Raw genomic sequence first — 14049 nt, 5'->3', positions numbered from 1 at the left:
CCCGTCGAAAGAACCGGCCGAACCTACCATGCGGGCTGGTGGCGGCGCCTTCGCGAAAGTGTCCCGTGTGGGGTGGTCGGAGGGCCGCGGCGGCGAAGCCGCTGCGGCCCTCCTCTCGCGTGGTGCGTCAGCCGGTGTTGCGCAGGCCCGCGGCGATGCCGTTGACGGTGATCAGCAGGGCCCGCTTCAACTGCGGGTCCACGTCGCCGTCCGCGCCGCCCTCGGAGCGGTAGCGCTTCAGCAGCGAGATCTGGAGGTGGTGCAGCGGCGCCAGGTAGCGGTCGCGGACCTCAAGGGTGCGCGACAGCTGCGGGTTCGCATCCAGCAGCTTCTCGCCGCCCGTGAGCGCCAGCACCTGGGCCACCGTGGACTCGTGCTCGGCGCGGATCACGTCGAAGATCGGCTGGAGGCCCGAGGGGACCAGCGTCGACACGTACTGCTCGGCGATCGACAGGTCCGTCTTCGCCAGCGTCATCTCCACATTGGAGATGAAGTTGCGGAAGAAGTGCCACTTCTCGTACATCTCCGCGACCTGGTCCCACAGACCCGCCTCTCGGGCCGAGGCGAGCCCCGAGCCCACGCCGTACCAGCCCGGGACGATCTGGCGCGACTGCGTCCAGCCGAAGACCCACGGGATCGCGCGCAGACCCTCGAGCCCCGCGTCCGTGTTCGGGCGCTTCGAGGGGCGCGAACCGATGTTCAACGCGCCCAGCAGCTCCGTGGGGCTCACCGCCCAGAAGTACTCGGCCAGGCCGGGACGGCCCGTCAGGTCGCGGTAGGTCGCCTTGGACGCCTCCGAGGTGTGGTCCATGACCTCGTACCAGCGCTGGAGCACCTCGGGCTGGTGGCGCGGCTCGGTGTGCAGCAGCGTCGCCTTCAGCGAGGCGGCCACCGTCAGCTCCAGGTTCTCGCGCGCGAGCGCCGGCAGCGTGTACTTGTCGGAGAGGACCTCGCCCTGCTCGGTGATCTTGATGGCCCCGTCGAGCGTGCCCGAGGGCTGGGCCAGGATCGCCTCGTGGGTGGGGCCGCCGCCGCGGCCGATGGTGCCCCCGCGGCCGTGGAAGAGCCGCAGGCGCACGCCGTGCTTGTGCGCGGTGTCGCGCAGCTGGCGCTGGGCGCTCTGGATGTTCCACTGGCTCGCGGTGATGCCCGCGTCCTTGTTGGAGTCCGAGTAGCCGAGCATGACCTCCTGGACGTTCCCGCGGGCCGCGACGATCGCGCGGTAGGCGGGCAGGCTCAGGAGCTTGTCGAGGAGCGTGTCGGCGCCGGCGAGGTCCTCGACCTCCTCCATGAGGGGGACGAAGCCGATGTCGGCCCTGCCGCGCGCGACGTCGATGAGGCCGGCGTCGCGGGCCAGGATCACCGGCGCGAGGACGTCGGCGGGCTCGTGCGTCATCGAGATGATGTAGGACTCGACGATGGCGGCGCCGAACTGCTCCTGGGCGTCGCGGATCGCGTTGAAGACGTTGAAGGTCTTGCGGTTGGCCTCGGTCAGCTCGACGTTCGCGGGCGCGAGGGGGCGCTGGCCCGACAGCTCCTTGGAGAGGAGGACGTCGCGCTCGGCGGCGGTGAGTTCGGTGTAGGGCCTGTCGATCTCGCCGGTGGCGTCGAACAGCTCGGCGAGGACCGCGTGGTGGGCCTCGGAGTGCTCGCGGACGTCCATGGTGGCCAGTTGGAGGCCGAACGCGGCGACGGTGCGCATGATGCGGTCCAGGACGCCCTTGGCGGCGAGCTGGCCCCGCTGGCGGGCGAGGGAGTCGCGCATGACCTGGAGGTCGGCGAGGAGTTCGCGGCCGTCGGCGTAGTCGATGCCGGGGCGGTGGGGCAGGCTCTCGGCGTGGCGGGCGCGCGTGTTGGCGAGCTTGGCCTCGATGGCGCGGGCCTTGAGGCGGTAGGGCTCCTCGCCGTAGATGCGCTTGTAGCGCTCGGGGATGTCGAGGACCTTGAAGTCGGCGTTGACCGAGTCGTGGAGCTCCTGGGAGGCCGGGCGGACCGCCTGGGAGACGGAGAGCTCGTTGATGAGCTCGGCGACGGCGCCCTCGGCGGCGGCGATGCCGTGCTCGTGCTGCATGAGCAGGACCTGCCGGGTGACCTCGGGGGTCACGAACGGGTTGCCGTCGCGGTCGCCGCCGATCCAGGTGCCGAACCGGAGCGGCGCGGAGCCGGGGCGGGGCGAGCCGCCGAGGTCGGTGAGGGTCGCGTTGAGGTCGGTGAGGACCCGCGCGGCGGCGTCGCGGTAGAGGTCGGTGAGGTAGTAGATCGCGTTGCGGGCCTCGTCGGTGGGCTCGGGCTTCTCCACGCGCAGTTCGTCGGTCTGCCACAGGAGGTCGATGATCTCGGCGAGGCGGGAGTTGACGGCGTCGACGTCGGCGGAGCCGAGGACGGCCCGCTCGGCGGTCTCGGCGTCGAGGAGGTCGGCGATGTTGCGCAGCTTGACGAGGATCGAGCGGCGGGCGGCCTCGGTGGGGTGGGCGGTGAAGACCGGGCGCACTTCGAGGCGTTCGGCGGCGGCCGCGATCTGGCCGGCCGGGATGTCCTCGAGGGTGATCTCGGCGCGGGCCTGGGAGAGCCAGCCGCCGTTCTCGGCGCGGGAGCGGCGCATGTCGCGGGCGCGGTGGACCTGCTCGGTGATGTTCGCCAGGTGGAAGTAGGTGGCGAACGCGCGGGCGAGGTCGACCTCCTCGTTCACGTCGAGCTTGGCGAGGCGGGAGGCGACGGCCTCGGGCTGGTGGCGGACCAGGCCCCGGACCTCCTCGACGAGCTCGAGCAGCTGGGGGCCCTCTTGGCGGACGAGCGCCTGGCCGAGGAGGTTCCCGAGGCGCCGGATGTCGCGGCGGAGCTGCTTGTCGTCGGTTCCGCTGGAGGAGTCGAAGTAGTCCATGGAGGTCTCCACTGTTGGTCTGGGCGGACCCGGGGGCCGCTCGCGCCGACGTCCTTGTCCGCGGTCAGTTGTGGCTGCTCTAGAGCATCGACGGCTAACGCTTGCAGAGCCGTAGATTCGCACTCCATGACGCCTGCGTGCGGCGCCGCGGAATGCTCAGTCAGCGTAACTTACCGGTAATGGGCGCGCCACTTTCCGAGTCCGGCATGCGGGACGGCTCCTCGCGTATCGGACGGCGGCGGGCGGGGCGCCCCTCGGCGTAGCCGTAACTTCGCGCAGTCGACCCGTGGCATACGCTGGTGCGACCGATACCTATGCCGCACCGCCGATCCACTGCGAAGGGATCCCGACCGCACATGTCTGACTGGGTACTGCCCGACGAGATCCTCGCCGAAGCACCGAGCCACACCCCGCTCCCGCACGAACTCGCCGACCTGGAACTGCTCCTGTTCGGGGCGTACGCGCCCCTGCGGGGGTTCATGGGCGAGGCGCAGGCGCGGGCGGTGACGCGGACCGGCATGCTCGCCGACGGTACGGCCTGGCCGGTGCCGGTGACGCTGGACGTGCCGATCGAGATCGCGCGCCTGCTCGACAATCCCGACCCGAAGCGCCGTGTGCTGCGCATCACCGACCCCGAGGGGGCGCCGGTCGCGGCCGTCGAGTGCCACAGCCTCGACGCGCTCGGCCCGGACATGGTCCGCGTCGGCGGGCCGGTGCGGCGCATCGCCGACGCCGCCCACGGGGTGTTCACGGGCCTGCGGGCCACGCCGGAGCAGGCGAAGACGACCTACACGAAGCCGCGCGTGCTGGCGCTGGTGGCCGACAAGCCGCTGCACCGCCCGCAGCTGGCGCAGCTCGCGCGGGCCGCCCACAACCTGGCCGCGCACGTGCTCGTCATGATCCCGACCGGGGACGAGACGAACGGCGACCGCGAGCTGCGGCTGCCGACCGCGGCGCTGGTGCGCTCGGTGCTGGCCGCGAAGGACCGGCTGCCGACCGCGACGGTGCTGACGGTCCCGCTGTCCAAGCGCGGCGACCGGCTCCGCGACGGCCTCCTGACCGCGAAGGTCGCGAAGGCCTACGGCGCCACGCACCTCATGACCGGGCCCGAAGGGCTCGGCGGGGGCGACGGAGTCCGCTCGATGGTCCCCCGCGAGCTCGCGTACGACACGCGGGACGGCCAGTGGCGGCCCATCGAGGACATCGAGCCGCCGTTCCGGCGCACCGCCCTGAGCGACGCCGAGATCGCCGACATGCTCGACCGCGGCTTCGGCCTGCCGGAGTGGCACACGCCGCCGAGCGTGGCCGCCGAACTGCGCAAGGCACGCCCGCCGCGGCGCCAGCGCGGCCTGGTGCTGTTCTTCACGGGCCTGTCGGGCTCGGGCAAGTCCACGATCTCCCGCGGGGTCTTCGAGGCGCTGCTGGAGGACGGGACGCGCACGGTGTCGCTGTTCGACGGCGACGTGGTACGTCGGCTGCTCTCCAGCGGGCTGGGGTTCTCCCGGGCGGACCGGTCGGTGAACATCCGCCGGATCGGGTTCGTCGCGGCCGAGGTGGCTCGCCACGGCGGCATCGGCGTGGCCGCGCCGATCGCGCCCTACGAGGCGGACCGGGCGGAGGCGCGGCGCATGGCCGAGGCGGCGGGGGCCGACTTCGTGCTCGTGCACGTCTCGACGCCGCTGGAGGTGTGCGAGTCGCGGGACCGCAAGGGCCTGTACGCGAAGGCGCGCTCGGGGCAGATCCCGGAGTTCACGGGGATCTCGGACCCGTACGAGACGCCGCCGAACGCGGAGCTGGAGATCGACACGACCGACATCACGATCGGCGAGGCGGTCGAGCAGGTGCTGGAGTACCTGTCCGAGGGCGGCTGGCTGGAGCCGGTGGGCCTCAGGATCGCCTGAGGCGCAGGGGTCCTTTCGGACGCGGAGACCGCTCGAGACATGGGCGAAGGCCCGGGCCGCGGCCCGGGCCTTCGTCGTCGTGGTCCTCGGTCCCTAGAGCAGGGTGGACCAGTAATCCCAGAAGCCGGTGCCGACGATCGTCAGGACCGCCAGGTAGAGCAGCGTCAGGCCGATCCAGTGGTAGCGCAGGAGGTCGTCGACGGCGTCGCGCCAGTCCTCGCCCACCGGGATCGCGCCGGTGCGGAGGTTGCGGACCGTGGTGAACCAGAAGATCGGCAGGACCACGGCCCACACGGCCATGCACCAGGGGCACAGGACGCCGATGCCGTAGACCGACTGGTAGATCAGCCAGGACACGAACGCGATCCCGCCGAGGGTGCCGAGGTTGAACGTCAGCGCGATCCAGCGCGGTAGTTCCACTTTGGACAGCAGCAGGGCGCCCGTGAAGACCACCAGCGGGAAGCTCACGAGGCCGATCATCGGGTTCGGGAAGCCGAACACCGAGGCCTGCCAGGTGTTCATCACCGTGCCGCACGACAGGACCGGGTTGAAGTCGCAGGAGATGACGTGGTCGGGGTCGATGAGCGAGGCGATCCGCTCGTAGGTGAGGTCGAACGCGGCCGCCAGGCCGACCAGTCCGCCCAGGAGCAGGACCAGCCCGGTGACGGTGCGCCCCCGGGCCTCCCGGCCGGTCTCACCGAAGGCCTCGTCCATCAGCGCCTCTCTCGTCTGCGGTATCGCCGTCTCAAGTCTCGTCACGCAAGGGTAACGACCGCGGTCCGTGCGAAGTTGCGGTGCGGCGGCGCCGGTCTCGTCGAAAGCCCGTGGACTCGCGCTGCGGCGGCCGCCGCGAACGGCGCCGCGAAGGCGCGGTCCGTCGTTCGCGAAGCGGCGGTTCAGCCCCGCAGGGACTGGCCCCCGTCGACCACCAAGGTCTGACCGGTCACATACGACGCCGAAGGCGCGCAGAAGAACACGGCCGCCGCGGCGACCTCCTCGGGCGTGCCCGGGCGCCCGATCGGGCCGTCGAGGCCCTTCTGGAGCTCGGGGACGGTGGAGGAGCCGGTGCGGATCAGGCCCGGCGCGATCGCGTTCACGGTGACGCCGTCGGCGACCACCTCGGTCGCGAGCGCCTTCGTCAGCCCGGTGACCCCGGCCTTCGCGGCGGCGTAGGCGGCCTCGGCCGGAACGGCGTTGACCACGCCGGCCGTCGCCGCGACGTTCACGATCCGGCCCCAGCCGCGCTCGGCCATCGACTGGACGAACGCGCGCGACACCAGGAACGCCGTGTCGAGGTTCCGCGCCAGCTCCGACTGCCAGTCCGCATAGGACAACTGCGCGACCGGCTTCACCACGGCGGGATCGGACTTCGAGGTCAGGCCGGCGTTGTTGATGAGGATGTCGACCTCGCCGAGCGCGTCGCCGACCGCGTCGGCCAGACCGCCGACCTCGGCCTCGTCGGCCAGGTCCGCCACGAACCCGATCGCGTCGATCTCGCCGGCGCGCTCGTGGATCCGCTTGGTGGTCGACACGATCGCCACCGAGGCGCCCGCGAGCCGCAGCCGCGTGGCGATCGCATAGCCGATCCCGTCGGGCGCGCCCGCACCGGTGACCAGAGCGATCTTCCCGGCCAGCGAGTCGAGCTCCTGGAGGCGCCCGCGCTGCGACGAGGCGAGCGGCCCCTGGCCGCTCGACGGCAGGTCGATGACCTCTGCGAGGCCGTCGTAAGACGAGTCGAATGAGTCGAGGCTGGAGCGCGGTTCATCCATTGACGCAGTCTCTCACGCGGCTTCCGGTGAACACACCACCGCCGGGCCGAACGGCGCGAAACCGACACCGCCCGGCCGAGGCGCACCGCACCGGTCCGGCGGCGGGCGTGGGATCATCGAGGGATGGAGCCGCAGCTGGGCCGCGAGCTCGGGCCGGTCCTGACCGCGCTGGCGCGCACCGCCGTCGCGACCTCGTTCGAACCGAGGCCGCCCGGCGCGGCCACGCTGCTGGCCGACACCCCGCACGAGCTGTCCCGCAAGACCGCGACCTTCGTGACCCTCGAGCGCGACGGAACCCTGCGGGGCTGCGTCGGCACGCTCGCGGCGGTGCGGCCCTTGGGGTTCGACGTGATCCGCAACGCCCGGCTCGCCGCCCGCGACCCGCGGCTGCCCGCGGTGCGGCGCGGCGAGCTCGATGATCTGAAGATCACCGTGACCGTGCTCTCGCCGTCGCGGCCGATGGCGGTGGGCGACTTCACGACGCTGCTCGACCGCCTGCGCCCCGGCGTCGACGGGCTGACGCTCAAGGACGCCGGCCGCCGCGCGACGTTCCTGCCCTCGGTGTGGAGGGGCCTGCCCGGACCCGAGCGGTTCTGCGCGGCGCTGCTGCGCAAGGGCGGCTGGCCCGAGTCGCTCTGGTCCGGCGACCTGCGTTCGGCCGCCTGGCCCGAGGGCATGGCGGCCGAGCACTACGAGGCGGCCTCGTTCACCGACTGAGACCTGGCTACTCCGGGAGCGTCACCAGCGTGCCCTCGGCGACCTTGACCGCGGTGCCGGTCACGCCGACGTGCACGATGCGGCCCTGAGCGATCGCGACCTGCCCGACCAGTTTCGAGGGGCGGCCGATCTCCCCGCCCTGCGCGATCGTGAACTCGTGGAGGCCGTCGCTGCCGATGAGGCCCTGCTCGACCAGGTAGACGCCCAGGGCGACCGCCGCCGAACCGGTCGCGGGGTCCTCGCCGACGCCGACGTGGAAGAGCCTGGCGTGCACCCGGTTCGTCTCCGGGTCGAAGCTGAACACGTAGACCTTCGGCAGATGGCCGGGCACGTCGACCGCCTCGGCCACCGCCGCGTCGTCGACCCGCACGAAGTTGTGCGACAGGCCCGCGCTCGCCGCCTGCGGCACGCCGATGATCCGATCCGCGCCGAGACCGGTCGCGGCCGCCGCCAGCGCCGGGTCGATCGGCGCCCCCGGTTCGATCACGCGCGAGACGAGCAGCGCTTCGCCGCGGCCGTCGAGCACGACGTCCATGAGACCCGCGCCGCATTCCTGGACGATCGTGTCGCCTTCGAGCTGCACGGTTCCGGCGGCGACGACCGCCAGCGCGGTGCCGATCGTGGGGTGTCCGGCGAACGGAAGTTCCTCCGCAGGGGTGAAGATGCGGGCGCGGTAGTCGGCTCCGGGAACCGTGGCGGGGAGCACGAACGAGGTCTCGGAGAACCCGAACTCCTTGGCGATGGCCTGCATCTGCCCGGTGGTCAGGTTGCGGCCGCCGTAGACGACCGCGAGCTGGTTGCCCGCGTAGGCGCGGTCGGAGAACACGTCGTAGATCTCGAAGGGAAGCATGCGGGCACTTATAGCGCGCGAACCTGGGGCCGGGTGCGGTAAGGCTACGCTCACATTGGCGATCCGAATTGCGTGGTTACGATTGGGTCATGTCTGACAACGCTGCCGTCGTCGAGGCCGTGCACGAAGCGCTCTCGCACGTCAACGACCCCGAGATCCGCCGTCCCATCACCGAACTGGGCATGGTCGACACCGTCACGGTCGAAGGCGGTCGCCTGTCCTTGACGATCCTGCTGACGATCGCCGGGTGTCCCATGCGCGACACGCTGCAACGCGACGTCGCCGCTGCCGTCGACACCGTCGAAGGTGTCGAGGAGCTGGCGCTGGAGTTCGGCGTCATGTCCGAGCAGCAGCGCGCCGACCTGCAGACGAAGCTGCGCGGCGGCAAGGCCGGGGCCGAGCCGGTGATCCCGTTCAACCTGCCCGAGTCGCGCACGCGCGTGTTCGCGATCGCGTCGGGCAAGGGCGGGGTGGGCAAGTCCTCGATCACGGTGAACCTCGCGGCCGCGCTGGTCGCGAAGGGCCTGTCGGTGGGCGTGGCCGACGCCGACATCTACGGTCACTCGATCCCCCGGATGCTCGGGGTCGAGGGTGCGCCGACGCAGGTCGAGGACATGATCATGCCGCCGCAGGCGCATGGGATGAAGGTCATCTCGATCGGGATGTTCACGCCGGGCAACACCGCGGTGGTGTGGCGCGGGCCGATGCTGCACCGGGCGCTCCAGCAGTTCCTCGCGGACGTGTACTGGGGCGACCTGGACGTGCTCCTGCTCGACCTGCCGCCCGGGACGGGCGACATCGCGATCTCGGTGGCGCAGCTGCTGCCGACCGCAGAGCTGGTGGTCGTGACGACCCCGCAGCAGGCGGCCGCCGAGGTGGCCGAGCGGGCGGGGGCGATCGTCACGCAGACGCATCAGAAGCTCGTGGGCGTCATCGAGAACATGTCGTGGATGGAGCTGCCCGACGGGACGCACATCGAGCCGTTCGGCTCCGGCGGCGGCAAGACCGTCTCGGAGGCGCTGACGCGGGACGTGGGCGCCGACGTGCCGCTCCTGGGCCAGGTGCCGATGGACCCGAAGCTGCGCGAGGGCGGGGATTCGGGTGTGCCGCTGGTGATCTCGGATCCGGACTGCGAGGCGTCGCGGGCGATCCGCGCGGTCGCGGATCAGCTGGCGGTGCGGAAGGTGTCGCTGGCGGGCAAGCAGCTGGGTCTGAGCCCGGTCTAGAGCGGCGCGGGCCGGAGGCGGCCCGGTCGCGAACGTCGTGAGTGTGGAAATGGTGCGCGCGGCGGCCCTTGCGGGCCGCCGCGCGGCTTTCTTTCCCCGGTTTCCCAGCGGAGTTTCGCTGGCCGCGTTGCGGCCCCGGTGCACTGGTGCACCCATGCGGGCAACATTAAGCGGGTTCGAGGGGCGGCGCATGGGTCTTGAGAACGAAGTTCGGGGGCCGGGATGGCACTCAGGTACTACACCTGTGGGTGGCGAAGGGCCCCGGCGCAGCCGGGGCCCTTGCGATGAAACCTGTGGAATTCGGGTGCTAACGGGTGTTACTGGGCGCTGTGGAGGGCGGCGTTGAGTTCGCCCCACGTGCCCGAGCGCGGGCGCACTTCGAGGACGCCGGTCTGGGTGTTGGTCCAGAACTGGAGGTTGTCCTTGCCCGAGAGGGTGGCGGCCTTGACGACCGTGCCGTCCGGGAGCGTGACCTTGGAGCCCGCGGTCACATAGCAGCCGGCGGCCACGACGCAGTTGTCGCCCAAGGAGATCCCGATGCCGGCGTTGGCGCCGAGGAGGCACCGCTCGCCGATCGAGATGACCTGCTTGCCGCCGCCGGAGAGCGTCCCCATGATCGAGGAGCCGCCGCCGATGTCCGAGCCGTCGCCGACGAGGACGCCGGCGGAGATGCGGCCCTCGACCATCGAGTTGCCGAGCGTGCCGGCGTTGAAGTTCACGAAGCCCTCGTGCATGACCGTGGTGCCCTTGGCGAGGTGGGCGCCGAGGCGCACCCGGGAGGCGTCGGCGATGCGGACGCCGGTGGGGGTCACATAGTCGGCCATGGGCGGGAACTTGTCGAGGGACTTGACTTCGAGGACGTGGCCCTCGGCGCGCAGTTTCAGGCGGGCGGCGTTGACGCCGTCGGCCGGGAGGGGCCCGAAGTTGGTCCAGGCGTTGTTCGGCAGGAGCCCGAAGATGCCGGCGAGGTTGATCGAGTGCGGGATGACGAAGCGGTGCGAGAGCAGGTGCAGGCGCAGGTAGACGTCGGCGGTGTCGACCGGTTCCTCCGCGAGGGACTTGACGAGGACCGCGACGCCCTTGGAGGTCGTCCCGGCCGGGGTGGTGCGGTCGATGTCGGGGGCGGCCACGCCGGTCGGGGCCTCGCCGAGGCCGAGGCGGGTGAACCACACGTCGAGGACGGTGCCGTCGGCGCCCACGGTCGCCACGCCGACTCCCCAGGCTGCGTCAGTCAGGAATTCACTCATCCACAGAGCCTATCGAGGCGGCGGGTAGTGTCTGCTGATGTGACAGTTTTGAGTGAGGCAGTCCTCGCCGACCCGGTCGCGCTGACCAGGGCCCTGTGCGACATCCAGTCGGTGTCCCGGAGCGAGGCGGAGATCTGCGACGAGGTCGAGGCGGCCCTCAAACCCCTGGGGCACCTGACGACCGAGCGCGTGGGCAACACGCTCGTGGCCCGCACCGAGCTGGGTCGGGGGCGGCGGGTCATGCTCGCCGGGCACCTCGACACCGTGCCGGTCAACGACAACTTCCCGACCCGTCTCGACGGCGACGTCCTGTGGGGTCTGGGGACCTCGGACATGAAGTCGGGCACGGCGCTCGCGCTGTGGATCGCCGCGACGGTGAAGGACCCGAAGTTCGACCTGAGCTTCGCGTTCTACGACTGCGAGGAGATCGAGGCCGAGCACAACGGACTCAACAAGCTCTCCAAGTCACGGCCCGAACTGCTGGCCGCGAACTTCGCGATCCTCCTGGAGCCCACGTACGGCCTGGTCGAGGCCGGATGCCAGGGCACCATGCGGGCGCGCGTGACGACCCGCGGCAGACGGGCGCACTCGGCGCGGTCCTGGAAGGGCGAGAACGCGATCCACAAGGCCGCCGCGGTCCTGGAGCGGCTCAACGCGTACGAGGCGCGGGAGGTCGAGGTCGACCGGTGCACGTACCGGGAGGGCCTGAACGCGGTCTTCATCGGCGGCGGGGTCGCCGGAAACGTCATCCCCGACGAGTGCTGGGTCGAGGTGAACTTCCGCTTCGCGCCCGACCGCGACGAGGCCGCCGCCGAAGCACACCTGCGGGAGGTCTTCGCGGGCTTCGACATCGCGGTCACCGATTCCGCGCCCTCGTGCCGGCCCGGACTGGACCGGCCCGAGGCCGCCGAGTTCGTCGCGGCCGCCGGCGGGGAGTTCCGGGCCAAACTGGGGTGGACCGATGTGGCGCGCTTCGCGACACTGGGCATCCCCGCAGTGAACTTCGGGCCGGGCGACCCGAACCTCGCCCACAAGCAGGACGAGCGCGTCGAGATCCCGCGCATCCTGTCCTGCGCCGAGGCCCTGCGAGCCTATGTGGAGGCAACATGAGTCAGAAGCGCAAAGTCACCGCCGACGAGCACCTGCTCGACACCCGCCACTCCGAGGAGTGGAAGCAGAAGGCCGCCTGGCGGGTCATGAAGATACAGGCCGAGTTCGTGGAGGGCTTCGACACGCTCGAGGCGGCCGAGCTGGGCGACGCCATCGGCGTCTACGGGTCGGCGCGCACCCCGGTCGACGGCGAGGAGTACAAGCTCGGCGTCGAACTGGGCCGCAAGCTCGGCGAGTCCGGGTTCTCGGTCATCACCGGCGGCGGGCCCGGCGCGATGGAGGCCGCCAACCGCGGCGCGGCCGACGCGGGCGTCAAGTCGGTCGGGCTCGGCATCGAGCTGCCGTTCGAGCAGGGCATCAACCCGTACGTGGACATCCAGCTGGACTTCCACTACTTCTTCGTCCGCAAGGTCATGTTCCTGAAGTACTCGTGCGGGTTCTGCGCGCTGCCGGGCGGCTTCGGGACCATGGACGAGCTGTTCGAGTCGCTGACGCTGGTGCAGACGCAGAAGGTCGGCAAGTTCCCGATCGCGCTCATCGGCGTCGACTACTGGGGCGGGCTCGTCGACTGGCTGCGCAAGTCGATGCTCGGCGAGGGCAAGATCAACCCCGCCGACGTGGACCTGCTCCTGGTCACCGACGACCTCGACGAAGCCGTCGACCATATGAAAAAAGCGGGAATGTAAGCACGCGACACGGCCGCCGCGGCAACGCGGCGGCCGTCGGCGTCCGCTCAGCGGAACGGGTTCTCGATGATGAGTCCGTCATAGGCGGCGCCATCGGCAAGGTCCTCGGTGAGGATCTTCGAACATCCGGACTGGCGTGCCGCCTCGACGACGAGCGAGTCCCAATGCGACAGCCGCCAGCGCTGCCCGGCACGGAGCGCGGACTGCACCAGCTGCGCATCGACCGGCACGCACTGGAGCCGGGCCAACTTGCGGACCATGTGCCCGGCGGTCTCGGCGTCGATCGCCGGTTTGAGTTTGCGGGTGACCGTCACGTAGAACTCGTTGAGCACCTGCGCTGAGATGACGGCGTTGTCGGCCTGGGCGAGGAGCGCCCGCGCGGTCTTCTTCTTCTCAGGGTCGGCGTCATCGACGGCGTAGACCAAGACGTTCGTATCGAGAAAGGCCCTACCGGTCATAGAGTTCCTCGCGAGTCCATCCCCGTCCGTCGGGCCCGCTCGACGCCGACAAGCCCTCGGTGAGATCCAGGAATTCGGCCAATGCCCGCTTCGTGGGGCTTTCTCCAGCGAACCCTTCGAGGTACTCGCGGACCACGGCGTTGACGGTGGTGTCGAGTTCCAGCGCACGCATGCGCGCGCGCCGAAGCAGTTCGTCATCGATGCTGAGCGTCAGGTTCGACATGATGCCTCCATCCGTGTTACACGTAACCAGTGTAGCACGGGTCTTGCGGTCAGAGGCTGCGGCGCGGGGCCTTCGGGGGCTTGTCGCCCTTGATGGCCGCAACCATGTCGAGGACTTCGCGGGTGGCGGCCACGTCGTGGGCGCGGAAGACCCGCGCGCCGTTCCAGGCCGAGATCGCCGTCGCCGCGAGGGTGCCGTTCAGGCGCCGGTCGACCGGCAGGTCCAAGGTCTCGCCGACGAAGTCCTTGCGGGACAAGGCGACCAGCACGGGCCAGCCGGTACCGGAGAGCTCTTCGAGCCGGCGGGTCAGGTCGAGCGAGTGGTAGGTGGTCTTGCCGAAGTCGTGCGTCGGGTCGATGAGGATGCCGTCGGCGCGCACGCCCGCGGCCACGGCCGCCTCGGCGCGGTCGAGCAGTTCGGCCCGGACCTCGGCCACGACGTCGCCGTAGACGGGCTTCGCCGCGACCGTGCGCGGCTGGAGCCCGCCGGTGTGCGAGACGACGAGGCCCGCGCCCGTGTCGGCGGCGACCTCGATCACCTGCGGGTCCCAGCCCGCCCAGGTGTCGTTGACGAGCTCGGCCCCGGCCGCGACCGCCTCGCGGGCGACCTCGCCGCGCCAGGTGTCGACCGAGAGGATCAGCTCGGGGTGCCTGTCGTGGACGGCGGCGATGAACGGCACCACCCGCTCGATCTCCTCGGCCACGGACACCTCGGGCCCGTCGCCGGCCTTGACGCCGCCGACGTCGACGATGTCGGCGCCCTGCGCCACCGCGTTGTCCGCGGCGGCGACCGCCGCTTCGAACGCGAACGTCGCCCCCGAGTCGAAGAATGAGTCGGGCGTGCGGTTGACGATCGCCATCACCGCGTAGTCGCCTTCATCGAACACCCGTCGGCCAAGTTTCAACGCTCGCATCCGTCTATGCTGACAGCCGCGCCCGCTACCCGCCAGTAGACGACGCCCGGGCAGGCGCGAACAAGCAC

At 71.0% G+C, this 14049-nt stretch carries 13 protein-coding genes; 5 read left to right on the top strand and 8 right to left on the bottom strand.

Features of this window, described 5'->3' with window-relative positions:
* Nucleotides 1-127: 127 nt before the first annotated feature.
* Complete coding sequence (ppc, locus tag BLQ63_RS06355) at nt 128-2881, bottom strand: phosphoenolpyruvate carboxylase (protein WP_091030453.1); 2754 nt, start codon at nt 2879-2881, stop codon at nt 128-130.
* A 356-nt stretch (nt 2882-3237) separates the two neighbouring features.
* On the opposite strand from ppc, the gene cysC reads away from it, so the two are divergent.
* Nucleotides 3238-4782 (top strand): adenylyl-sulfate kinase, encoded by a 1545-nt coding sequence (gene cysC, locus BLQ63_RS06350; protein ID WP_091030450.1) that lies wholly within the window; start codon nt 3238-3240, stop codon nt 4780-4782.
* Between the two features lie 93 nt (nt 4783-4875).
* Here cysC and BLQ63_RS06345 read toward each other — a convergent pair whose 3' ends face one another.
* A complete protein-coding gene (locus BLQ63_RS06345; RefSeq protein ID WP_245680870.1) occupies nt 4876-5541 on the bottom strand; it encodes a vitamin K epoxide reductase family protein in 666 nt (221 codons plus the stop codon).
* Between the two features lie 137 nt (nt 5542-5678).
* Nucleotides 5679-6551 (bottom strand): SDR family NAD(P)-dependent oxidoreductase, encoded by an 873-nt coding sequence (locus BLQ63_RS06340; RefSeq protein ID WP_091030444.1) that lies wholly within the window; start codon nt 6549-6551, stop codon nt 5679-5681.
* A gap of 123 nt (nt 6552-6674) precedes the next feature.
* Between BLQ63_RS06340 and amrA the strand changes: the two genes are divergently transcribed.
* Nucleotides 6675-7268, top strand: a complete 594-nt coding sequence (amrA, locus tag BLQ63_RS06335) for an AmmeMemoRadiSam system protein A (RefSeq protein ID WP_091030441.1) — start codon at nt 6675-6677, stop codon at nt 7266-7268.
* A gap of 7 nt (nt 7269-7275) precedes the next feature.
* On the opposite strand, the gene BLQ63_RS06330 is transcribed toward amrA, so the two are convergent.
* Complete coding sequence (locus tag BLQ63_RS06330; protein WP_091030438.1) at nt 7276-8118, bottom strand: PhzF family phenazine biosynthesis protein; 843 nt, start codon at nt 8116-8118, stop codon at nt 7276-7278.
* An 89-nt stretch (nt 8119-8207) separates the two neighbouring features.
* Between BLQ63_RS06330 and BLQ63_RS06325 the strand changes: the two genes are divergently transcribed.
* Nucleotides 8208-9344 (top strand): Mrp/NBP35 family ATP-binding protein, encoded by a 1137-nt coding sequence (locus tag BLQ63_RS06325; protein ID WP_091030434.1) that lies wholly within the window; start codon nt 8208-8210, stop codon nt 9342-9344.
* A 317-nt stretch (nt 9345-9661) separates the two neighbouring features.
* Here the strand turns inward: BLQ63_RS06325 and BLQ63_RS06320 are convergent, their stop codons facing one another.
* Nucleotides 9662-10591 carry a DapH/DapD/GlmU-related protein gene (locus BLQ63_RS06320; protein ID WP_091030430.1) on the bottom strand — a complete coding sequence of 310 codons (930 nt, stop codon included), beginning with the start codon at nt 10589-10591 and terminating at the stop codon, nt 9662-9664.
* A gap of 39 nt (nt 10592-10630) precedes the next feature.
* On the opposite strand from BLQ63_RS06320, the gene dapE reads away from it, so the two are divergent.
* The gene (dapE, locus tag BLQ63_RS06315; RefSeq protein ID WP_091030427.1) at nt 10631-11701 is read left to right on the top strand and encodes a succinyl-diaminopimelate desuccinylase; all 1071 of its coding nucleotides are present in this window, start codon (nt 10631-10633) and stop codon (nt 11699-11701) included.
* Nucleotides 11698-12387 carry an LOG family protein gene (locus tag BLQ63_RS06310; protein WP_091030425.1) on the top strand — a complete coding sequence of 230 codons (690 nt, stop codon included), beginning with the start codon at nt 11698-11700 and terminating at the stop codon, nt 12385-12387. The genes dapE and BLQ63_RS06310 overlap by 4 nt, the downstream gene beginning before the upstream one ends.
* A 47-nt stretch (nt 12388-12434) precedes the next feature.
* On the opposite strand, the gene BLQ63_RS06305 is transcribed toward BLQ63_RS06310, so the two are convergent.
* The 3 genes from BLQ63_RS06305 to folP are packed head-to-tail and all read right to left on the bottom strand — an operon-like array spanning nt 12435 to nt 13981.
* Nucleotides 12435-12845: a PIN domain-containing protein gene (locus BLQ63_RS06305; RefSeq protein WP_177154810.1), complete on the bottom strand. Its 411-nt coding sequence runs from the start codon at nt 12843-12845 to the stop codon at nt 12435-12437.
* Nucleotides 12835-13068, bottom strand: a complete 234-nt coding sequence (locus BLQ63_RS28295) for a hypothetical protein (protein WP_177154809.1) — start codon at nt 13066-13068, stop codon at nt 12835-12837. The genes BLQ63_RS06305 and BLQ63_RS28295 overlap by 11 nt, the downstream gene beginning before the upstream one ends.
* Nucleotides 13069-13117: 49 nt before the next feature.
* Complete coding sequence (folP, locus tag BLQ63_RS06300; protein WP_091030418.1) at nt 13118-13981, bottom strand: dihydropteroate synthase; 864 nt, start codon at nt 13979-13981, stop codon at nt 13118-13120.
* Between the last annotated feature and the right edge of the window lie 68 nt (nt 13982-14049).

The organism is Glycomyces harbinensis (assembly GCF_900101745.1).
GTDB lineage: Bacteria > Actinomycetota > Actinomycetes > Mycobacteriales > Micromonosporaceae > Glycomyces > Glycomyces harbinensis.
Note: the sequence above shows the minus strand (reverse complement) of the source record. Positions and strands in the feature narration are given on the sequence as shown.